At 44.3% G+C, this 21,405-nt stretch carries 19 protein-coding genes and 1 tRNA gene; 12 read left to right on the forward strand and 8 right to left on the reverse strand.

Translation table 11 applies throughout. The annotated features are described in order from the left end of the window. Positions 1-40: 40 nt before the first annotated feature. Together queA and dinB are read right to left on the reverse strand one after the other, a co-directional pair. A complete protein-coding gene (gene queA, locus AOT82_RS00300; RefSeq protein ID WP_071001295.1) occupies positions 41-1,243 on the reverse strand; it encodes a tRNA preQ1(34) S-adenosylmethionine ribosyltransferase-isomerase QueA in 1,203 nt (400 codons plus the stop codon). Positions 1,244-1,420: 177 nt separating this feature from the next. Continuing rightward, positions 1,421-2,506 carry a DNA polymerase IV gene (dinB, locus tag AOT82_RS00305; protein ID WP_071001296.1) on the reverse strand — a complete coding sequence of 362 codons (1,086 nt, stop codon included), beginning with the start codon at positions 2,504-2,506 and terminating at the stop codon, positions 1,421-1,423. Positions 2,507-3,014: 508 nt separating this feature from the next. Between dinB and AOT82_RS00310 the strand changes: the two genes are divergently transcribed. After that, positions 3,015-3,260: a hypothetical protein gene (locus tag AOT82_RS00310; RefSeq protein ID WP_071001297.1), complete on the forward strand. Its 246-nt coding sequence runs from the start codon at positions 3,015-3,017 to the stop codon at positions 3,258-3,260. A 75-nt stretch (positions 3,261-3,335) separates the two neighbouring features. On the opposite strand, the gene AOT82_RS00315 is transcribed toward AOT82_RS00310, so the two are convergent. Together AOT82_RS00315 and AOT82_RS00320 are read right to left on the reverse strand one after the other, a co-directional pair. Further along, positions 3,336-3,422, reverse strand: a tRNA-Leu gene (locus tag AOT82_RS00315). Between the two features lie 138 nt (positions 3,423-3,560). Beyond that, the gene (locus AOT82_RS00320; RefSeq protein ID WP_071001298.1) at positions 3,561-4,334 is read right to left on the reverse strand and encodes a ferredoxin--NADP reductase; all 774 of its coding nucleotides are present in this window, start codon (positions 4,332-4,334) and stop codon (positions 3,561-3,563) included. Between the two features lie 427 nt (positions 4,335-4,761). On the opposite strand from AOT82_RS00320, the gene tsaA reads away from it, so the two are divergent. From tsaA to gspK, 8 genes are all read left to right on the forward strand, one after another. Then, complete coding sequence (tsaA, locus tag AOT82_RS00325; RefSeq protein ID WP_071001299.1) at positions 4,762-5,619, forward strand: tRNA (N6-threonylcarbamoyladenosine(37)-N6)-methyltransferase TrmO; 858 nt, start codon at positions 4,762-4,764, stop codon at positions 5,617-5,619. A 58-nt stretch (positions 5,620-5,677) separates the two neighbouring features. Continuing rightward, positions 5,678-7,465, forward strand: coding sequence for a GspE/PulE family protein (locus AOT82_RS00330; RefSeq protein ID WP_071001300.1), 1,788 nt, complete (start codon positions 5,678-5,680; stop codon positions 7,463-7,465). Positions 7,466-7,639: 174 nt separating this feature from the next. Then, positions 7,640-8,428: a TatD family hydrolase gene (locus tag AOT82_RS00335; RefSeq protein ID WP_071001301.1), complete on the forward strand. Its 789-nt coding sequence runs from the start codon at positions 7,640-7,642 to the stop codon at positions 8,426-8,428. Between the two features lie 234 nt (positions 8,429-8,662). Then, a complete protein-coding gene (locus tag AOT82_RS00340) occupies positions 8,663-9,346 on the forward strand; it encodes a TetR/AcrR family transcriptional regulator (RefSeq protein ID WP_071001302.1) in 684 nt (227 codons plus the stop codon). 166 nt (positions 9,347-9,512) lie between these two features. Next, a complete protein-coding gene (locus AOT82_RS00345; RefSeq protein ID WP_083328789.1) occupies positions 9,513-10,337 on the forward strand; it encodes a prepilin-type N-terminal cleavage/methylation domain-containing protein in 825 nt (274 codons plus the stop codon). Beyond that, positions 10,337-10,840 carry a type II secretion system minor pseudopilin GspI gene (gspI, locus tag AOT82_RS00350; protein ID WP_227517161.1) on the forward strand — a complete coding sequence of 168 codons (504 nt, stop codon included), beginning with the start codon at positions 10,337-10,339 and terminating at the stop codon, positions 10,838-10,840. Before AOT82_RS00345 ends, gspI begins: the two co-directional genes overlap by 1 nt. A 2-nt stretch (positions 10,841-10,842) precedes the next feature. Beyond that, the gene (gspJ, locus tag AOT82_RS00355; RefSeq protein ID WP_071001303.1) at positions 10,843-11,670 is read left to right on the forward strand and encodes a type II secretion system minor pseudopilin GspJ; all 828 of its coding nucleotides are present in this window, start codon (positions 10,843-10,845) and stop codon (positions 11,668-11,670) included. A 48-nt stretch (positions 11,671-11,718) separates the two neighbouring features. Next, a complete protein-coding gene (gene gspK, locus AOT82_RS00360; protein WP_071001304.1) occupies positions 11,719-12,765 on the forward strand; it encodes a type II secretion system minor pseudopilin GspK in 1,047 nt (348 codons plus the stop codon). 21 nt (positions 12,766-12,786) lie between these two features. Here gspK and AOT82_RS00365 read toward each other — a convergent pair whose 3' ends face one another. From AOT82_RS00365 to ychF, 4 genes are all read right to left on the reverse strand, one after another. After that, on the reverse strand, positions 12,787-13,467 hold the full coding sequence (locus tag AOT82_RS00365; protein ID WP_058023818.1) for a TetR family transcriptional regulator: 681 nt from the start codon (positions 13,465-13,467) through the stop codon (positions 12,787-12,789). Positions 13,468-13,571: 104 nt separating this feature from the next. Beyond that, on the reverse strand, positions 13,572-14,990 hold the full coding sequence (locus AOT82_RS00370) for a deoxyguanosinetriphosphate triphosphohydrolase (RefSeq protein WP_071001305.1): 1,419 nt from the start codon (positions 14,988-14,990) through the stop codon (positions 13,572-13,574). A gap of 78 nt (positions 14,991-15,068) precedes the next feature. Continuing rightward, a complete protein-coding gene (locus AOT82_RS13890) occupies positions 15,069-15,581 on the reverse strand; it encodes a hypothetical protein (RefSeq protein ID WP_071001306.1) in 513 nt (170 codons plus the stop codon). A gap of 185 nt (positions 15,582-15,766) precedes the next feature. After that, positions 15,767-16,858 carry a redox-regulated ATPase YchF gene (gene ychF / locus AOT82_RS00380; RefSeq protein ID WP_071001307.1) on the reverse strand — a complete coding sequence of 364 codons (1,092 nt, stop codon included), beginning with the start codon at positions 16,856-16,858 and terminating at the stop codon, positions 15,767-15,769. A gap of 443 nt (positions 16,859-17,301) precedes the next feature. On the opposite strand from ychF, the gene AOT82_RS00385 reads away from it, so the two are divergent. The 3 genes from AOT82_RS00385 to AOT82_RS00395 all read left to right on the forward strand — a co-directional run bounded on the left by AOT82_RS00385 (position 17,302) and on the right by AOT82_RS00395 (position 21,405). Continuing rightward, positions 17,302-19,500: an ATP-dependent helicase gene (locus AOT82_RS00385; protein ID WP_071001308.1), complete on the forward strand. Its 2,199-nt coding sequence runs from the start codon at positions 17,302-17,304 to the stop codon at positions 19,498-19,500. 264 nt (positions 19,501-19,764) lie between these two features. Then, a complete protein-coding gene (locus AOT82_RS00390) occupies positions 19,765-21,012 on the forward strand; it encodes an NAD(P)/FAD-dependent oxidoreductase (protein ID WP_071001309.1) in 1,248 nt (415 codons plus the stop codon). Positions 21,013-21,066: 54 nt separating this feature from the next. Continuing rightward, a complete protein-coding gene (locus AOT82_RS00395) occupies positions 21,067-21,405 on the forward strand; it encodes a RidA family protein (protein WP_071003571.1) in 339 nt (112 codons plus the stop codon).

The following is a 21,405-nucleotide window of genomic DNA, read 5'->3' on the forward strand; positions in this document are numbered from 1 at the left end:
ACAACTGTTGTGTCCAATGCACAAAGTGTCTTTGTAGTGTTCACTGAGCTTTTTTATCTAGTAGCATGGCATCGCCATAACTAAAGAATCGATACTGTTTTTCGATAGCATGTTGATAGGCGTGTTCAATAGATGCCTTACCTGCGAATGCTGATACTAGCATTAGTAGTGTCGATTTAGGTAAGTGGAAATTGGTCAATAACCGATCGATAACGCCGAATTTGAACCCAGGGTAAATAAATATATCTGTATCGCCTGACCAACTAGAGAGTGCCTGACCGTCAATGGCAGTTTTTTGATAAGCCGTTTCGAGAACACGCGTCACTGTGGTACCAATCGCAATAACCTTTTTACCATTCGCGTGCGTTTGATTGATGAGGTTTGCCGTGGTCTGCGGCAAATGCGCGTATTCACTATGCATGGTGTGATTGAGTAGGTTATCTGTTTTGACGGGAGCAAAAGTACCCGCCCCAACGTGCAATGTGACAAAAGCGGTATTGATACCTTTCTCGTCAAGCTTGCTCAGTACGGATTCATCGAAGTGTAAGCTTGCCGTTGGTGCAGCCACGCTGGCGAGCTTGGCAGGATCATGAAAAACGGTTTGATAACGAGTGTTGTCAGTGTCATCAGCATGGCGCTCAAAGTAGGGCGGGATAGGCAGTTCACCATAAAGCTCTAGATGCGGCAATATCGGCGCATCAAACGCCAAAATGAATAAGTTGTCTTGGCGACCAATCATCGTAGCGCTCATATGACCATCGGCAAGTTGTAAGCGTTGACCAAGCTTGAGCGCTTTGCTGGCTTTTACATGGCAAAGGGCAATATGCTCTTGATTAACTGCTTCATCATTGGTGTCTTTTAGATGCAGTGGCACTTCATCCAAGTCCGAGATATCGACTAGGCGTTCAATCAGTACTTCAAGCTTACCGCCAGTATCCTTTTGACCAAATAAGCGTGCTTTCATCACCTTGGTATCATTAAAGACAATCAGATCTCCAGCCTCTAATAAGTGAGGCAACTCAGAAAACAAACGATCTTCTACACGAGTGTCATTTATTTGAGTACGAGCTGGCAAGTATAGAAGTTTTGAAGCAGAGCGCTGCGCTAATGGGTAGCGTGCAATCAGACTGTCTGGCAGCTCATAGTCATAATCTTCAACGCTCAGATAATCTAAGACGTCGTTTTTTTTGTCGGTATCAGTTGGCGCGTCAGTATCAGTAGAGTCAATGTGAGAGTCGGTCATAATCAGTCTTTAAATGGATAGGGATTTTGGCACAATTGTAGCAGAAATACCTTTGTGAGAGGATACTTTGCTCAGCAGTAATCATGTATAAGATATGCTTCAAACCTATAAATAGCCTAAGTAAATATTATAGGCTATGTCAACTTACAAAGAAGTTTTTATCAGTTGTAGACTAATTTACTCGAATAGATTTAGTTGAGGCAGTAACTGAGCGGCAGGTGCTAACGAAGAAAAAGTCACACCAACTAGCCGAATAGGCAGCTGGCGTGGAATATCCAAGAATAGCTTGTCTAGCCAATAATGTGCAGACTCAGCGCTATCAAACGTCGTAGAAAGCGTGTGTGAGCGAGTGATTTGAGTAAAGTCTGAATATTTGATTTTTAGAGTAATGGTATGAGCGACTAACTGCTTTTGGTGCATTTGATTAAAGGCATCGGCGTTTTGCTCATATATTTGGGTGAGTAGCGCGTCATCATCATTTAGATTATTTTTGAATGTGGTCTCTGAACCAACAGACTTGTGCGTGCGTTCAGACTTTACAGGGCGCGCATCGCGGCCATGAGCAATATCATGATAAAACTGACCACGTTTACCAAATTCTTGTACCAATACGGCAGCTGGTGTACGCCGAAGATCAGCGCCATTACTTACACCCATCGCATGTAAGCGCTTTGCCGTTGCTTTGCCTATGCCATGAAACCGCTCAATGGGTAGCGTGCTAATAAAGTGATCTGCCTCTTTTGGCGTGATGATGGCTGTACCGTTAGGCTTATTGATGTCAGAGGCAATCTTGGCGAGCATTTTATTAAATGACACGCCAGCAGACGCAGTCAATCCTGTATATTCCAATATCTGCGCACGTAACCAATTGGCCATCAATGTCGCTGAGCCTTTGTGTACAGATAACCCTGTGACATCAAGATACGCTTCATCTAATGATAGCGGCTCCACATGGGGCGTTAAACTATGCATAATGCGGCGAATATCACTACTGACCGCTCGATAAACCTCGAAACGCGGTCTTACAAATATCACTTCTGGGCAAAGTTTGCGAGCTTCATAGCATGACATTGCAGAGCGTACACCGAATTGACGCACCTCATAACTGGCAGCGGCAACCACACCTCGACCATTAGGATCGCCACCAACCACCAATGGCTTACCACGTAGTTCAGGAAAGTCACGCTGCTCCACACTGGCATAAAAAGCATCCATATCGATATGAATAATTTTACGGGAGTTCAATTGAATAGAGTCTGTCATATTCAATATTTTACCTGAATTAATGGCTTTTTCTATTATCAATTGTTAGAGACCAAAGTAGCTTTTCCGTAAATTTTTGACTAAACCGCAATAATATTTAACTATTGATATATATTGGTAATTAAATATATTGTAATGTTATGTACAGCAAACAAGACAACTTTATAAACCTTATGCTAATGTTAGCGAACAGTTGTTTTCTATCAGCATCTTTTATTAAGAGGTTTGGTAAGTTATTTTATTTTAATAAACCGTCTATCTTAATAGAGCTGCCATTCATCATAAATTTGATGGACATCTATTATAGTTGGCAGATTAAAGTTTTAAACTATAAGTATTCACAGTAATAGGTACGGTAACAAGAGTAGTTAACGCCTCATATATTTTTAGTACTGTAAAAAGACGTTGTTTGTAGCGCTCATACCAAACTTGTGCATTGAGTACTGGTAGATTAGCTCTTTAAAAAAATATCGTTGCTAGAGAGTTCAGAACGACCAAGGAGCAGAAAATGAATAACGAATTGAAAGGGAGTGATTTAACACGGGCAATGCTAGCACGCGGCGAAAAACGAGTATGGTGTGCAGTTTGCGATGACAGCGACGAGCAAGCTATGATGGATCATTGTGGTAATGACTTTACCGCGTATATTGTGTCGTTTCGTAATGGGTCTTTTTATTGCAGTGCTGGCATGCCATGGAGCTATGCCGTACCGATTAAGATAAGTGTTGTTAGAGAATCTGAAGTAGCGATGTAAACAAAGAATTCACAGATATAAAAGTAACAGACACAAAAAAACCTCCGAAAAGGGAGGTTAGATTGTACTGCTATATGGTACCAGTGGTCGGACTCGAACCGACACGCTTTTAAAGGCAACGGATTTTGAATCCGTCATGTCTACCAATTCCATCACACTGGCATGTTAGAAGATAATGTCTATTAAATAAATATTATCGAATTGGGCTACAGGGTTAACTCTGTATAGGCTGCGTATTATAGCAGCCTATTTTTGGTCGTCAAGACTTATTTAAAATAATTTTCGATCAATTCAACATTTTTATCCTACAAAGGCACGTTCAACTGCGTAATCTGCTTGCACACCCATGCGCGGTGATACAGTCAGACCAAAATCATCTAGAATGGCTGACACTTCGGCGTTGAATGGCATGCTGCCACATAACATGACGCGGTCGTCGTCTTTATTCATTGGAGGCAAACCGATGTCTTCGAATAATTTGCCAGACTTCATCAAGTCTGTGACTCGGCCTTGGTTTCTAAACTCTTCACGAGTGACAGTCGGGTAGTAGATGAACTTTTCGCGGAACCATTCACCAAAGATTTCATCATTCGGTAGCTCATTTTCGAACATATCGCGATAAGCCAAATCATCAACGTGGCGGACACCATGAACCAAAATAACTTTGTCAAAACGATCATATACTTCAGGGTCACGTGCCAATGCCAAGAAAGGGGCAAGTCCGGTACCTGTTGAGAGCATGTATAAATGTTTGCCAGGTAATAAATCATCTAATACCAACGTACCTGTTGGTTTTTTGCTGACCAATAGCTCATCGCCGACTTTGATGTGCTGCAAACGTGAGGTTAAAGGGCCGTCTTGAACTTTGATGGAGAAAAACTCTAAATGCTCTTCGTAGTTAGGACTAGCAATCGAGTAAGCACGTAGCAGTGGTCTACCATCGACAACAAGACCAATCATCGCAAATTCGCCATTACGAAAGCGTAGGCCATCGTCACGAGTGGTTTTAATGCTAAATAGAGAGTCATTCCAATGATGAACCTCTGTGACCGTTTCGGTGCGAAGTTTTGACATAAAGTCCTCGTTAATTAATAAGTGGTTATCGCTGTCGTTAGGCTTAAATACGTATTAAATCAAAATTTTCAATGATAGATTAAAAAATATAAAAACCTATCAGTATTCTAATAGTTATCGAAAAAGCTGAATGTTAAAACGTACCTACCGTAAAATTCAATAATCAGGTTTATCTATCAGCCGATAGGGCTGTAGACTATTTTTCTTGCATGTTAAATCATCAGTATTGATAAGAGGAGTTACAGATAAGCCAAATGTAAAAGACTCTCATCAAAAAATTTCTTGCACATGATATCAAACTTTAAAGTAAAAATCCGTCTAGCTGCTACCCACCAGCATGATAAAATGGAATATCGTTAGTGAGTAATTTTGTATCATTTGGCCAAATTGTCTAAAAAGAACCGTTTTTTATTACTGGAGCCGCGCTATGTCTGATGACAATATGTCTTTAGATAACTCTCACCACGCCCCAATCATTGGCTACCATCGTGCGCCGCTTTCACAAAAATTTGGGGCGCCGCGTCAGCCGAATTTGGTCGCGCTGATCAGTGCCATTGAAATGCTAGCGCCCTACGATACGCCAGCCGCGTTTGAGGGTTTAGAAGACTTTAGCCATATATGGATCAGTTGGCAGTTTCATCATAATTATCGAGATAAAGACAATCAACAAGCCAATAATGGCTTTCGAGCGCAAGTGCGGCCACCAAGACTGGGTGGCAACCAAAAGATAGGCGTATTTGCCAGTCGCAGTATGTATCGTCCATCAGAACTGGGACTGTCCGTTGTCAAACTTGAGCGTATTGAGATAGTACAAGGTCGCGTACTACTTATCATCAAGGGTGCTGATATGATAGATGGCACGCCAATTATCGATATAAAGCCGTACGTAGCTTATAGCGACGTGCTTCTAGATGCAAAAAGTGGATTTGCACCGATTGCGCCAACATTGCTAGATGTGGTCATAACAGAGGCGGCTTACGAACAATTTATGCTGCTAGCAAGCGTAGCAGAGCCTGCTGAAGTCAGTAATAATGATGCAAGCCATAGCTCTATAAAGAGTGTGCCGAAAAGTGCTACAGTTGCTTCGATGGTCGAGCACATACAAAGTCAATTGCTAATCTCTGATATCGATGCTATCAAAGCGCTAATTGCGCAAGATCCAAGGCCTGCATACCGCCGCAGAGAGAAAAAAACCTCATTTATCATGCGCTATAAGTCTGTTGATGTGAGCTTTTGGCTGATAGACTCAGGACAGTTGCAAATAACAGCGGTAGTGGCAATATAAGTGATATGAATCGATAGCATGTTTGTCAACGTACCCCAAACAATAAAAGAAGAAAAATATGGCTGCTCAGAATTATTCGATAGTGATTGATTTACGCTGGTGCCTAGATGAATTATTGGCAGATAAAGTCATCGATCAACGTGGCTATAATTTGGTAATCACCAGCCGCCGAAACAAAGCGCAGCATCCATTGCTGACGATTAGTGAGTTTGGCTTGCCCAATGGCCATGCCCTAGATGGTAACTCTGATAATAAGTTGACGCTGGCATGGCTAAATCAGTGGCTAGCGGCCAAAGCAGACATGCCACTCGTTCGTATTGATCCATTAAAAGTTGACGTCCCGGCAGTGACGCAGCTGATGTCTTTTGAATATGCACGCTCACAGTATATTTTGCCCATTGAGGTCACTTTAGATGAAGTGGTCATCGGGACAGATCAACCTTTTTATACCGATTGGCACTCAAATATCGAAAAGCTAATCAAGTCAAAAAGCTATCGCACGGTCTATATCAATCCTGAGCAAATCAATCGCTACCGCCAAGAGTTCTATCAAGTCACGCAAGCAATAGCAGGGGCAAATAGTGTTCACAAACGTGCTGCGGCTGATGTTACTAATGTCGAAGCATTGCTGCAATTGGGTGACAACACCAACCCTGATGCCAATGACCAGCATATCGTCAGAGTCGTTGATTGGCTCTTACAATATGCTTTTGAGCAGCGTGCCAGTGATATCCATTTGGAGCCGCGCCGTGAGACAGGAAAAGTGCGTTTTCGTATTGATGGCGTGCTGCATACTGTGTACGAGATGCCACTCGCGATTATCGTGGCAGTGACGGCACGTATCAAAATCTTAGGGCGTCTGAACGTTGCAGAAAAACGTAAGCCGCAAGATGGTCGACTAAAAACGCGTACGCCGAAAGGGCTAGAGACTGAGCTACGTCTCTCTACCATGCCCACTGCCTTTGGTGAAAAGCTGGTCATGCGAGTCTTTGACCCTGAAGTGCTCGTACGCTCGTTCGCGCAGCTTGGTCTGTCGGGTAAGCAGCTTGAGACGTGGCATGAGCTGACCGCAAATCCCAACGGCATTATTTTGGTCACGGGCCCAACCGGATCAGGTAAAACCACCACCCTTTATAGCACGCTCAAGCAGCTAGCCACTGAGCAGGTGAATGTTTGTACGATTGAAGACCCCATTGAGATGATCGAGCCTGCCTTTAACCAAATGCAGGTCAATCCAGGTGTCGATTTGTACTTTGCGGATGGTATTCGCTCCCTGATGCGTCAGGATCCTGACATCATTATGGTTGGGGAGATACGGGATGCAGAAACAGCAAATATGGCAGTACAAGCCTCACTGACGGGGCATTTGGTGCTCTCGACCTTGCATACCAATGACGCACCAAGTTCTATTACGCGCTTGCACGATCTGGGTATTCAGCCTTTTTTGACCTCAGCGACTATATTAGGGGTCATGGCACAGCGCCTGTTACGGACGCTATGTCCGCACTGCAAAAAAGCAGTAGAGGTGACGCCGGACAGCGAAATAGCCATTCAGTGGCAAGAGCTTGTTCAGCCTTGGCGCGCGCCAGTACCCACACAGATTTATACCGCGCAAGGCTGCGAGCACTGTCGACATACTGGCTATCAAGGACGAGTCGGACTCTATGAGATTATGCCGCTCTCTAATGAGTTAAAAAAATTGGTCGCTGCCGATGCCAATTTAGACGTACTTAAGCAACAGGCATACCGCGAAGGGGTGCAACCCTTACGTGTCTCTGGTGCAAAACGCGTGAGTGAAGGGGTGACGACGATAGAAGAGGTGATGCGTGTGGTGCCGCTACATTAGTATGAGGTATTTACAAACCAGATTATCAACAATAGCCACACCTAAATATTGCTGTGTTTGACTATAGCGATATTTTCTCGACTTGAAAATATAAGTCTTTAGAGCAATCAACACACTAACGAATGTTAAATTCCAATAACTTTTACTGATATTGTTCCAATAACGAGATTATTTATGTTTACAGATACACATTGCCACCTTAACCGCTTAGATCTAACCAAATATGATGGCCAACTGGCTGGCGCGATTGACGCCATGAAAACGGCTAATGTCACTCGCGCGATGGCGATCATGTGTGATTTTGCTGAATATGATGAGATTGCTGATATTGTCAGCACTTATAATGATGAGACTTTAAACCTAGGGATGAGCGTCGGTATTCATCCTTGTGAAGACATTGGTATATTACAATCAGCGACAGTCGAGCGTCTGATAGAAACGGCCAAAGCGGATCATGTGTGGGCAATTGGAGAGACAGGACTCGATTATTACTGGTCAACAGAAAACAAAAAAGCGCAGCAAGCCAGCCTTGCGCGTCATATTCATGCCAGTCAGCAACTAAAAAAGCCACTCGTCATCCATATGCGTGATGCCAAAGAAGACACGATTGATATTCTAAAAAGTGAAGGTGCGGAGCATGGCATCATTCATTGTTTTACTGAAGATTGGGAGACGGCGAAGCGTGCGCTAGATCTAGGGTTTTATATCTCATTCTCAGGTATCGTGAGCTTTAAGAGCGCGCAAGACATCAAGGATGCAGCTCAAAAAATGCCGAGAGACAGAATACTTATTGAAACTGACAGTCCATACTTGGCGCCAGTCCCCAAACGCGGTAGACCAAACGAGCCTGCATATGTTCCCTACGTGGCAAACTGTATCGCAGACATGTATGGATGTAGTAGCGAGGAAGTCGGTGCACTGACGGCAAAAAACTTTGAAAATTTACTGGCACAGTATCATTAAAATGGTTATGCTATGACCACTCAGTCATTTATTTGATAGTCTTGTGGTTCAATCCCCTTAGGTATGTATCACACTAAATATAGCCACCTGATTATCAATGACTATTTAGCAAACATAAGCATATTCCCTTTTGTGGTCCTCGAGCAGTCTTGGTACAGTCTCATACTTTCATTGCCGATGTACTGCCGTAAATGATGGTTGTATGCTTAATCTTGTCATGTTTTAGGAGAGATTATGAGTCGTCAGCATCAGTTTAAGGCACGAGAAGAAAATATCTTAGCGATGGCAGAGCAATTGCTACTTGAGTCAGGCGATGGTGATATTACTTTGGACAGTTTGGCAGATCAGCTCGACTTGGCTAAAGGCACGCTATATAAGCATTTTTCTAGCAAAGATGAGCTTTATCTGCGTATTATTATCCGCTACGAAGAGCAGCTATTTGATATCAACCGTATTGATGACTGTCCCTCGGCAGGCGTTGCCCGCATGATTCTTCAGCAGCTATTTAATCCACAAAAAGCCATGCTATTGAATCAAATCGAAGAGCGTCTGGCAGCATCGGTCACTGGTCTGAATCGCTTATTTGGCGAGTTGTATGATATTCGTCGCCAGCGTATGAAGCGCTTGATTGATATTATCAGTGCTTATCTGAAAGACGAGCATAGTAGTCTGAGTACTCGCGATTATTTATCTTCTATTTGGGCGATGGGTCAAGGCGGTGCGGGTCTACTAAACTCAAGCTTTTATCAGCGTTATTTGGGTCGACGTGATACCTTGCGCTACGCCTTTGTTCAGCAAATGCTAGAATTGCCGAGTCATTATCCTGCCGAAGATGAAGAGGTGATGGATGAGGATATGCAAGAATTAGTAGAGCAGATCGATACTGAATCAGAAGAGCATCGCAATACCAATTATTAGAATGTCGACTGATTTTCGATGTCATTGATTATTTAGTGTTACGTGTTGTCATACCTGATATGGCAGCACGTCAAAATGTATCTTTCAATGTATCTTTCTTAGCGTTCATAAAAATGAACGTTATCACCCTATATACAAAACTGAATTACAGGCTTATAGGTGCAATATGCCGGTCACTGTCAAGACTCAGTCCAGCTCAGCAGCCAATTGCCCTTTAGCCATCGTCGGTCAATCGCCTTGTCCAAATCGCTTTGGTATTTTAGCTACATCGTCTGATTGTAGTTGTCTCTCTCTATCAAGTAATGCATGTCCCTCACAACATACCTCATCAATAAGCAGTCATAAGCAAAGTGGTTTTACGCTGGTTGAAATCGTGGTAGTGGTGGTGATTCTATCTATATTTGCCGGCATGATGAGTCTGTCTGTCGGCAGTAGTGACTCTCGCAAAAACCGCGCCTTTTATGAACACTTCACTGATTCGCTGAGCTACGTCCGTTTGCTATCAGTTGAGCGTATGCAGCCGATGGGCTTACGTTTGCAGGCAGATAAGCAGGGACAGGTAGCGCCTGTAATCGTTACCTTATCGAATCCTTATATTGCCTATCAAACGGCTGATATTTCAGTAGGTAACAGGGACAACCAGCCAAAGAACGCAATGGAGCTGTCTGCTGATTTGAGCAGTCTGTCAGACTCTACTGGAGAGACTCAGCCAACACCGAGCTGGGAGGTTGAATCAGAGGTTAGCTTGCCTGAGCTGCCCGCTGGCGTGAGTATCAGAGTGCAGAGCTTGGATGCTAGTAATTCAACGAGTACAGGACAGACGCAAACGCTACAGCCTTGGTTTAGTGATCAAAGCGTGCCGCAGGTACTATGGTTTGGTACGGGCCAAGCGACGCCTGTCAACATCGAAGTAATTCACGATTCGCGTCTGGTGGGTGAGGTGATTACGATAATGCCCGATGGTAGTATGATGATAGGGCAGGGATTATAGTGAATAAGTTGTCCAAATATTCGGCGACGAAGGCTCAGCCTACGTCTCTCAAATCTATATCACTTAAGTCTGGGCGCGAGAGTGGTTTTACCTTGATTGAGGTAATGGTTGCCTTAGCCATTCTGGCAGTAGTGGCCGTCGCGGCGAGCCGTGCTAGCAGTGCGTATTTGAAATCGGTTGATATATTGCGCACCCGCACGCTTGCTCATTTTGTCGCACAAAATGCCGCTGCTGATTTGCGTATTCAAGACACATGGTTGACCGCCAACCGTACCCAAACGATTAATGCTCAAGGGCGTGACTGGCAAATAGTCATGACTGTCGGTGATGCCATCACACCTGCACTAAAACAAGTAAATATCGCAGTGGCGCCTATCATAGACGGACAGGCAGGCACGTCGGTCACTGATATTAGTGTCATGCTAAGCAATGCCGACCAAGATACAGGCAGTTTAGATTTAAGTAGTGAAAGTAGTATCGGACAAGCAGGGGGCGGCTTGTGAGTATGAAACTACAGCGCGGATTCACGCTCCTTGAGCTAATGGTTGCCATGGCGATATTTGCCATGCTGGCAGTGGCAGGCTGGCAAGTATTTGATGGTGTCAACCGCGCCCGCGAGCGCGTACAACGTCATGCGGATAATTTAGCCGTACTACAGTATGCCTATCTACAATTACAGCAAGACATGGCACAAATAATCCCGTATCAAGCGCCTAATACTCAAAATACTGGGACGGCGAGTAGCGATATAAATGGCAATACGAATAATAATGCTCAAGACAATACGCCTGAGCCATTTATGAGCTTGGACGGTGAACATATCAGCTTTGTACGCTTTGCTGATCCTGATCCACGTTATCAAAGCAGCACTAGTCTCCAGCATATTGAATATATTTTTGCAGATGAGCGCCTGATACGTCGTCAATATACCAGTCTTGAAGATGGACGCGATAGCGTCAGTTTAGACAGTGTGTTATTAGAAGGTGTTACTGCTGGGCGTTGGCAAGCCTATTTGCCAGAGCTTAGCACCAAATTTCCAAGCGATGACGTCAATAATAGTAGCAATACAAATATAGCATTGGGGCAAGCAGCGGGTGCTAACCCCGATGTTGTTTTGCTACCCAAAGGGGTTGCCGTCAACTTTACTTATCAAGAGATACCAATCACTTGGCAGTGGGCCCTAGCGCCACAACCAATACCCCGTAGTAGCGCAAAGGCTGCTAATAGCAGCGATAGTAATGATAATAGCAGCGACAATAATAATGGTAGTGATAGTAACAACAGTAATAGCGGTAGTAATACAGATAATAGCAGTGTGGGACACAGTAATTGAGAAGGTAGTATTTAACATGCATCACTTGCTCAGCGACATAAGCTCTCTATGACAATGAAAGCAAACTCTCAGCGCGGTGTGGCGCTGCTTACTATCTTACTATTGGTGGTGAGTATCACGGTGGTGGCAAGCGCGATGCTTGCTAGCCAAAAAGTTGCGATTAGGCGCAGCGGATTATTGTTTGATCAAAATCAGCTATTGCAAGACATCGATGCCGGTCAGCAGCTGGCAGTGACGATGATTCGTGCTGATAGCAAGCTTAACGACACCGATAGTGAGCAAGATATCTGGGCACAGCCGATACTGCCGTACACATTAGCGAATCATAGTGTCAGCATCGAGCTGCGTGATGAGGCGGGTCGTTTTAATATCAATAACTTACATCAAGGTGGCACGGTTGATACTGCTGCGCTAGAAGTGTTCCAACGTCTCTTAACACAGTTGAATTTAGAACCAGATATTGCTATTGCCGTCCTCGATTGGCAAGATACGGACAGTGAAGTCTATCTAGATGGCGGTGATGAAAGTGCGGTATATTCTCAGCAACTAAACCGTTCAGTAGATGGCGCACTACCAAACCAGCCTTTTGTTAGCGTTGATCAGTTACAAGAGGTTCAAGGGGTGAGTGCAGAGGTGTTAGCGACACTACGACCTTATCTGACGGCGGTTCCTTATTATTTACCTATCAATATTAATACTGCGAGCCCCGCATTGCTTGCCGCACTGATCGATGGTGCCAGCAGTCAGCAGATGCAAGGGATAGTCGACACGCGCAGTAAGCAAGCGCTCACGTCTATCGATGAGCTATGGCAACTGCCAATTTTGAGTGGCTTAGATAAAAAGCAGCGGGCAGCATTGACGCCTTTGTTGGCAGTTGATAGCCAAGCCTTTATGGCGCTTATTACCGCGAGTGATAATGCAACTGTTGGTCAGGCAAGACAGCGCTTTGCCACTGTCTTGATTGGTAAAAACGCAGCGAACGACAGTCAAACCTCAAACGACACTAGTGGTAGCAGTAGCGATGTCATTAGCGGAAAGCCCAAGGAAGTCAAAGTAGTCACGCAGCGACTATGGGCGTTTCGTCCTAGTTTTTGATGAATGGTAGTGCGCTTTTTATTAATCTCTCAAGCGAGTCTCTTCACTAGATTTCCAGTTATAAGCCCCATAAAACAACATCTGCGCTTGGCGAGTGCAGTTATGTAGCATCAACTGTTTATTTTCTTCGATGACATTTAGATCGATTTCGTCATCGTGATCTTCAGTGTAGGTCAATTCTAACCAGTCGATAATCCAAGAAAAGAACATATTTACGCCAGCCTCAGCCAATAGACGACGGTCATAATCATTGATATGGGTAAATGCTGGCTGTAATGCCAGATCATCTGCCAAGCTTTGGGCATGTTTTTTAACCAGTTCATTGATGGCTTTTCGCACAGATTCTGAGCCACCGTAGCGCTCACTGACCAAAAACTGCCAGTAGTAAGGCTGATCGCTGACCATATATAAGAACAACTGAATGCTTTTGGCTATCTGACGATCAAAGCTACGCTTGCGTCCAATTTGTAGGCTATCGCTGAGTGTGGCGAGCGTACCACCCAACTCTTCGATGACCAAGGCGCGACCGAGCGACTCCATATCATCAAAATGGCGATAAAACGCAGTCGGCACAACGCCAACCTCACGCGTGACTTGTCTGAGACTGATAGAGCTAAAAGACTGCCCTGTCATACATAGATCGAGTACGGCATTAAAAAAAGCGTGCCGAGTTTGAAGTTTTTTTTGTTCGCGACTGCTCATAATATTTCAAAATTATCCGATAGAGGTTTATCATACTCATTTCAGCGCACAAATACGACCAAAATGCACAATTCGTGCTAATTTACTAAACCTGCATTGGTCTTTTAAACCACCGTACCCCAATGACCTTGCAATTCTTGCGCCAATCGATAGGCTTCATGGTCATTCATACCTGTAATAAAATCTAAAATATTCAATATATTGTGATAAATATTGTCTGATAACACGCGGCGATGCTCATCTAAGTGTGGCTGTAGTAATCTTAACAGACTCTGTTGCTCAAACGACATAGATGATGACGTAGCCTCACTCGTCTCAGTACCCGTCCAAGCCAGTGGTACAAAGGCATCCATTAGACGATGCAAGCATTGATTGGCCATTAGCTCCATTCTTACCTTGTTTGGATGATTAAATATTTTTTCGCGGGCCAATTGCTTGGCCTGCAAGATGCCAGTTTGTACAGTGGTGTCGCAATGGGCAAACAAGCTGCCTTGGAGCGTACCTGCCAGCAAGTCTTCACTATTGGCCACAAAAGCATCGGTGATCGTATTGACCAAGCGCATCATGGCGCGTGATCGCAAAGAGGCCAGACTCTGCCTGACTGACATATGCACAGGCAGGCTGACGCTATCAGGATGCTCGCCAATCAGCTCATAAAAAATCGTGGCAACCTCGCTATAGGTTAGCATATTCAGATTGATACCATCTTCTAAATCTATCAGCGCATAACAGATATCATCTGCAGCTTCTAACAGATACGCCAACGGATGGCGTGCAAAGCCATCGTGATGTGTTGAGCGCGGCAAATGCAAACAGGCTGCCAGCTCCTCTAACTGAGAGGTCTCGCTATAAAAGCAGCCGAATTTCTGTACATTATGGGCGTTGTCATTTGCATCATTGCTGTGAGTGGCAAGCCAAGGATATTTCATAAAAGCGCCTAGCGTTGCGCAGGTAAGACGCATACCGCCTTTATCGGGATGGTGCTCATTGCGCACCAGTAACCGAAACCCTTGTGCATTGCCTTCGTAGGCCAGTAAGTCTAACCGCTCGTTGCTGCTTAATTTTTGCAAAATTGCTTGAGGATCAGGCTGCCGAAACCAGTCACGAATGGCGTACTCTCCAGCATGACCAAACGGCGGATTACCAATATCGTGAGCGAGGCAGGCTGCTTGTACAATTACGCCAATATCAGATGGCGAGACTCCTGCTAGTAAGCCATTGCCTAGCTTATCATGGAGCTTTTCTGCGGTCATCATCCCTAAAGAGCGTCCAATAGAGGAGACCTCAAGCGAATGGGTCAGGCGAGTATGGATACCCAGCTGATTGGTCAATGGATGAACTTGGGTTTTTTGATTCAACTGCCTAAACGAGTGAGAGAATACCAGTCTGTCATAGTCTTTGTGAAACTGTGAGCGAGTACTTGTATTAGCGCCGTATTTTTTGGCAGCGCCAAGACGCTGTGAGTTGAGAAGATGAGACCATTGCGCAGTAGAAGACGACAAAGAGGTTGGGGTACTTAGCATATTGGAACATCCGAAACCAAGGGAGCCTCTAGCATAACAAAATAGCGCCCTTGGTACAGCCACTAAGCGCCATGGCAATTAAGATTTATGACAATCAAAAATTACCTCTTCCTCGTCGATAGGCACATCACTATTTAGTGTTTTGTTTAGCAAGGTTGCGTTGTCACCATCCACTTGCCATATAATGCCATGAGTGTCATCTAATCCAATATCACTTGTGTATATGGTTTTGTCAGTAAGGGCGTCGCTACCAGAGGCAGCTGTCAAATCGTATTCGATACCGTCAATAAGTAGGTGCGCGGTCTGTGGTGTGGCATCGGTATGATAGTAGACGCCGATAGTAGCAGTAGGCTCACAAGAGAATGGTGTGCTGTTGCTAGCGTGCTCAGAATGGTCGTGACCCTCATGATCATGTCCTTCGTGAACGTCCATGTCATTATGACTTTCATGGTCATGTCCTGCATGATCGTGTTCCATATCATCATGGGCATGTTCATCGTGCTCTGCGTGACTGTCTACGGTTGTCACATCTTCAGATGCTGCTGGCTCACCGTCTGTTTTTGGCTGGCAGCCTAACAATGAAACTGTCATAACACTGCCTATGAGAGCAGCACTTGCAAATTTGGAAAAAGAGAAAAAGTCAGTCAAAGTATAAGCCCTCAAATAAGCAAGATAAGATATGTTATAATATAACAAAAGGGTAATAAAATAAAGCCGATGCTGGAAAATATCCAACATCGGCTGATTAGCTATCAGATAGTATTGACTAGCTAAAGCTACACGTTAAATCTAAAGTGCATGACATCGCCATCTTGAACGATGTAAGTTTTGCCTTCTAGGCGTGATTTACCAGCAGCAGCAGCGCCTTTTTCACCGTTGTATTCGATGAAATCATCATAAGCGATCACTTCAGCACGGATAAAGCCGCGCTCAAAGTCCGTGTGAATCACGCCAGCGGCTTGCGGGGCAGTAGCGCCAATTGCAACGGTCCATGCACGGACTTCTTTGACACCAGCGGTAAAATAGGTCTGCATATCAAGCAAATCATAACCACCGCGAATCACTTGATCAAGACCAGCCTCTTCCATGTCCATCTCAGCCAAAAAGTCTTTTTTGTCCTCTTCATCTAGCTGGGCAATTTCAGCTTCGATTTGGTTGCATAGAGGAATGACGATAGATTCTTCGCCAGTCGCGTAATCACGAACAGCGTCGAGATAGGGATTGTTTTCAAAACCATCTTCAGCAACGTTAGCAATATACATGGTTGGCTTTAGGGTGATGAGGCCGTAGCTGCGGATGAGTTTTTTCTCATCAGCGTCTAGATTGGCCGCGCGCGCCGCTTTGCCTTCTGCTAATAATGGCTCAATCTTTTTGAACACATCCAGCATGGCGCTAGCGTCTTTGTCACCGCCTTTGGCTTTTTTGGTCAAGTTCAGTATCGCGCGTTCAACCGCTTCCAAATCTGCCAATGCCAACTCAGTATTGATGGTTTCGATATCATCAATCGGACTGACGCGACCATCGACGTGTACCACGTTGTCATCATCAAAACAGCGAACGACATGGGCAATCGCATCAGTCTCACGGATGTTGGCGAGGAACTGGTTGCCCATGCCTTCGCCTTTTGACGCGCCTGCCACCAAACCTGCGATGTCTACAAACTCCATCGTCGTTGGCAATACGCGTTCAGGGTTGACGATATCAGCCAATTTCTTTAGGCGTGGATCGGGTACTGGTACGATACCGGTGTTGGGATCTTTGGTACAAAACGGAAAGTTTTCAGCGGCGATACCCGCTTTGGTCAACGCATTAAACAAGGTGGATTTACCCACGTTTGGTAGGCCGACGATGCCGCAATTAAAACCCATAACAGTCTCTCAATGTATTAATAAAATAGTTGGTACTGAGCTAATATAAGACTTGATATTTAGTCAGGATAAAACTGAGTTCATCTAAAGCTCAGCTTGTTTGAAATATTAGTCAAATAGACAATCAAAATTGGGCACATTGTAGCAAATTTACGGGAATAGGGGTGAGGTTGTTACTTTATATGCTAAGGTTTTTACTCAGCGGTGGCAGGTGTGTTTGTACTAAGGCTCAGATAGGTTAAACGCTGAAAAGTGAATACAATGGGTTGCTTCTTATTTAGACAAGCGGTGTTCGATTTGGTATTCAGTATTTTTTGCTATAGTACGTTATCATAGATAAATAGTGGCATCAGCTCACAAACAGTCAGTGAAATTTGCTGGCTGGTTTAATTTTTTCAAACAATCAGCTCGCTCCAAAACAAAATGTAAGGCAATATCCGATAATGACAACCTCGATTTTTGATACACGCCGCTATAAATATCCACAGAATTTTCTTGAGATGAAGCCCAAACTTGCTCGACTTGAGCAGGCCATCAAAAAGCTCGAGACAAACCTCATTGACGCTAATGATCAAGCAAATACGAAGCTGTTGACGCAAAGGTTGGATAGTCATTTGGGATTGAAGGTCGACTATGCCAGTGAGCTCAATCCCGATCAGCTCATGGCTGCCACCACTATCGAAGGTAAAGTGTTGGTGATTGCGGGTGCAGGATCGGGCAAAACCAAGACTTTGACCTATCGCACCAGCTATTTGCTCGAAAACGGCGTGTCACCTAAAGAGATTTTGCTACTAACCTTTACTCGTAAAGCGGCAAATGAAATCAAAGATCGCGCTAAATCTTTGCTGGCAAGTAGTCTTTCAAATCAAGAGCTATCTGATGATGCATTGGCTGAAGATAAGCTCCCAACTGACAAGGCATTAAATAATATCACCAGTGGCACCTTTCACTCATTTTGCAATATGCTGCTGCGTCAATACTCTGGTCTGCTCGGTATCAATCCACGATTTACGATTTTAGATACTGGCGATAGCGAGGATGCTATCGACTTGGTACATAAAGAAAAAAAGTATCCTACCCAAACCAAAACCCAAGCCTTTCCGCGCAAAAAAACATTGCAAAATATCATTTCAACCTCTAGAAACAGACGCATTCCTATTCGCGACCTAATAGAAAGTAGCTATCCTGATATCGCCGTACATATTCCTATCATCGAGCAATTAGCAATTGATTTTCATGAGTATAAGCGCGCCAATCACTTATACGATTTTGACGACATTATCAGTCAAGTGGTACGTCATCTAAAAACCAACGACACCTTTAGGCAGCGACTTCAAAACACATATCGTTATGTCATGGTTGATGAATATCAAGACACCAATATTCCGCAAAAGCAGCTAATTGACTTAATATGTGAGCCTGATTCGGTGTCACTAATGGTCGTTGGCGATGACAATCAAAGCATCTATGCCTTTCGCGGTGCTAATTACGAAAATATTTTGCTATTTGGTGAGACGTATCCCAATGCCAAACTTATCAAGCTTGAGCAAAATTATCGCAGTACACCTTCGGTACTAAACTATATCAACGCGTTGTCAGCGCAAATCACGCTAGGCTATCAAAAGCAGCTGTATTCTGATGCGCCAATAGCAGGCGACAAGCCAATATTTCGACGACTCAGCGATGAGACAAAAGAAGCGAGTTATATCACTGATAAGATAGTCGCGCTAAAGCCTGAGTATGATTATAACGACTTTGCGGTATTGTGCCGCACGTCTTTTCAGTCCAATTATGTACAGCTAGAATTTATGGCGCGCAATATTCCCTTCATCGTGGTGGGCGGTATCAAGTTTATTGAAAGACGCCATATCAAAGACGTGTTGGCTTTTGTCAAAGTTCTCTATAACCCGAACGATACGATTGCTTGGCATCGTATTTTAACTTTGTTTAAAGGGGTAGGAGCAGTCACGGCGACGCGCTTAACCCAAGCCATCACCGCTGACAATAATGCGTTTGAGTCGCTACTGGCAGCATCGTTTGCCAAAAAAAGCGATCAGCTAAAGCCTCTATACCACACGCTTACCAAGGCCCAGCAAGCAGAAACGGTTGAGACAGCCATTGAGCATATTCTTGAGTTTTATATCCCTGTGTTAAAGTTGATAGAAGACAACTGGCGTGAGCGTAGCGAGGACTTTCGGGTGCTAAAGAATTTAGCGACAGAGCACACGAGCCTCGATAGCTTTTTAGAAAATCTTGCGCTCGATCCGCCCAATGACTCAGTCGCGGTCATGGAAAGCTCTGACGATGGACAAAGTAATGATAAAGTCACGATCTCAACCATTCATAGCGCAAAAGGGCTTGAGTGGCCAGTGGTGTTCGTCAATTCATTGGTCGATGGCATCACGCCGCATCATCGCTCATTGGACGACTTTGAAGCATTAGAAGAAGAGCGTAAGCTGTTTTATGTGGCCTGTAGTCGTGCGAAGACGCAGCTGTATTTGACCGCGCCGAATTACTTCTCTAGTTACTCTGGATACTTTGATATGGCCTCACGCTTTATTGCGGAACTATCGGCTGACGAGGTAACAGTAGAGACGGTAAAATCGCCTATCAAGAAAAATGATGACCCAATATGGTGGTGATTTTTTGAGGATATTGATGGTATCTATCATACTGGGTTTTAGTGTGTATTTTGCGGATTTTGGTCGTCCAATAATGGCTTCATACGCCAACTATTCCTTTTGAAAATGACCTACAAATAAATGTATAGCCAAAAGTATTTAATAGCAAAAATATTTTTCAAATAAGGGTTTAAAATTTATCCCAATGCGTTACTATGACCACCTAATTTGGTAAGACCTTTATATTTGATACTCTGTATTAACACCCTAAGAAAAGGATAGGTTATGCGCTACGAAGTGATCGTTATCGGTGCAGGTATGGTTGGCACGTCAATCGCGTGGCATCTACAAAAAAATAACTCAAACGTATTACTCTTAGACAAAAAATTGCCAGGGTCAGAGACCTCATATGGTAATGCCGGCTTGATTCAGCGCGAAGCCATTCATACGCATCCTTTTCCTCGTCAGCTGACAGAGATGATCCGAGTATTACCTAACCAAGGTACTGATATTCGTTATCGCATACCGGCAATTCTGCGTTATCACCAAGCGCTGCTACAGTACTGGAAATACTCAACGCCTGCGTCAGTCAAAAAAATCGAATCTGAGTGGCAGACCTTGATTGAGCATTGTACCAGTGAGCACCAAACCATGATTAGCGCCTCTGGTGCTGATGAGCTCATTACTCGTGATGGTTGGCTACAATTACATCGCTCAGAAGAGACTTTCAAAGAAGCGCAAGCATCCGCCATTGATGCACGTAATCAAGGGGTTGAGCACAATGTATTGAACCTTGAAGAGCTAAAAGCAATGGAGCCCCGCGCCAATTTTGACGGTTTCGTTGGTGCTATTCATTGGTTGAATTCATGGCAGGTATCAAACCCAAGCTCGCTGGTAAAAGCCTACGCAAAAAACTTCCAAGACATGCAAGGTACGATCAAAGAAAATGACGTCAAAGAAATCGTCAAAGAGGCGGATGGCTGGAAAATCACCACTGATAAAGATACCTATTATAGTGATAAATTGGTCATCGCAGCAGGTCCTTGGTCAAATGATTTGATCAGACCACTTGGTTACAATCTGCCATTGTTCCCAATGCGCGGCTATCATCAGCATTTCAAAGTGACAGACAAGAACACAATCCATCACAGTATGTTTGATATGGACAAAGGCTTTGTCATGGGGCCAATGCAGCAGGGTATCCGTATCACTACGGGTGCTGAGATGACTACCATGAATGCGCCAAAGAATTTTGGTCAATTACAAACGGTATTGAAGCTTGCAAGAAAAATTTTGCCATTAGAAGATGCGGTTGAGAGTGAAGCATGGGCAGGATCGCGTCCTTGTATGCCTGACATGAAGCCCGTCATCGGTCCTGCTGATAAGCATGACAACCTCTGGTTCGCATTTGGTCACAGCCATCAAGGCTTCACTTTGGGACCAATGACAGGGCGTCTGGTTGAAGAGATGATTCATAATAAGCCTGCATTGGTCGATCTTGCACCATTTAGTGCCCAGCGTTTTTCTAACTAAGCGCGACTTGACTGACTAAACACAGATTCAAATTAATAAAAAGGTATAGACATGATTAAGAAGCTACATAGCAATCAGCGCATGAGCAAAACGGTAATCCATAACCAGACGATCTATTTGTGTGGTCAGGTCGGTAATGCAGAAGACGATATCAAAGCGCAAACGTTGACGTGTTTGGAAAAAATCCAAACGCTATTAGAAGAAGTGGGCAGCGACAAATCAAAGCTACTATCAGTCACCGTTTGGATCAAAGATATGGCGGATTTTGCTGCTATGAATGAAGTCTATGACAAGTGGTTTGAAGGCATACAGCCACCAGCGCGTGCTTGCGGCGAATCAGCATTGGCACGCCCTGAGCTATTGGTTGAGATGATTGCCATCGCTGCTGAGTAA

The organism is Psychrobacter sp. AntiMn-1 (assembly GCF_001854065.1).
GTDB lineage: Bacteria > Pseudomonadota > Gammaproteobacteria > Pseudomonadales > Moraxellaceae > Psychrobacter > Psychrobacter pacificensis.

What these genes read in the sequence shown, in the direction of transcription:
- AOT82_RS00345 (WP_083328789.1), top strand. Translation starts at nt 9,513, where the DNA reads ATGCCGGTCACTGTCAAGACTCAGTCCAGCTCAGCAGCCAATTGCCCT.
- AOT82_RS13890 (WP_071001306.1), bottom strand. Translation starts at nt 15,581, where the DNA reads ATGACAGTTTCATTGTTAGGCTGCCAGCCAAAAACAGACGGTGAGCCA.
- gspJ (WP_071001303.1), top strand. Translation starts at nt 10,843, where the DNA reads ATGAAACTACAGCGCGGATTCACGCTCCTTGAGCTAATGGTTGCCATG.
- tsaA (WP_071001299.1), top strand. Translation starts at nt 4,762, where the DNA reads ATGTCTGATGACAATATGTCTTTAGATAACTCTCACCACGCCCCAATC.
- AOT82_RS00365 (WP_058023818.1), bottom strand. Translation starts at nt 13,467, where the DNA reads ATGAGCAGTCGCGAACAAAAAAAACTTCAAACTCGGCACGCTTTTTTT.
- AOT82_RS00340 (WP_071001302.1), top strand. Translation starts at nt 8,663, where the DNA reads ATGAGTCGTCAGCATCAGTTTAAGGCACGAGAAGAAAATATCTTAGCG.
- AOT82_RS00335 (WP_071001301.1), top strand. Translation starts at nt 7,640, where the DNA reads ATGTTTACAGATACACATTGCCACCTTAACCGCTTAGATCTAACCAAA.
- AOT82_RS00385 (WP_071001308.1), top strand. Translation starts at nt 17,302, where the DNA reads ATGACAACCTCGATTTTTGATACACGCCGCTATAAATATCCACAGAAT.
- AOT82_RS00310 (WP_071001297.1), top strand. Translation starts at nt 3,015, where the DNA reads ATGAATAACGAATTGAAAGGGAGTGATTTAACACGGGCAATGCTAGCA.
- AOT82_RS00370 (WP_071001305.1), bottom strand. Translation starts at nt 14,990, where the DNA reads ATGCTAAGTACCCCAACCTCTTTGTCGTCTTCTACTGCGCAATGGTCT.
- AOT82_RS00330 (WP_071001300.1), top strand. Translation starts at nt 5,678, where the DNA reads ATGGCTGCTCAGAATTATTCGATAGTGATTGATTTACGCTGGTGCCTA.
- gspK (WP_071001304.1), top strand. Translation starts at nt 11,719, where the DNA reads ATGACAATGAAAGCAAACTCTCAGCGCGGTGTGGCGCTGCTTACTATC.
- AOT82_RS00320 (WP_071001298.1), bottom strand. Translation starts at nt 4,334, where the DNA reads ATGTCAAAACTTCGCACCGAAACGGTCACAGAGGTTCATCATTGGAAT.
- dinB (WP_071001296.1), bottom strand. Translation starts at nt 2,506, where the DNA reads ATGACAGACTCTATTCAATTGAACTCCCGTAAAATTATTCATATCGAT.
- ychF (WP_071001307.1), bottom strand. Translation starts at nt 16,858, where the DNA reads ATGGGTTTTAATTGCGGCATCGTCGGCCTACCAAACGTGGGTAAATCC.
- AOT82_RS00390 (WP_071001309.1), top strand. Translation starts at nt 19,765, where the DNA reads ATGCGCTACGAAGTGATCGTTATCGGTGCAGGTATGGTTGGCACGTCA.
- queA (WP_071001295.1), bottom strand. Translation starts at nt 1,243, where the DNA reads ATGACCGACTCTCACATTGACTCTACTGATACTGACGCGCCAACTGAT.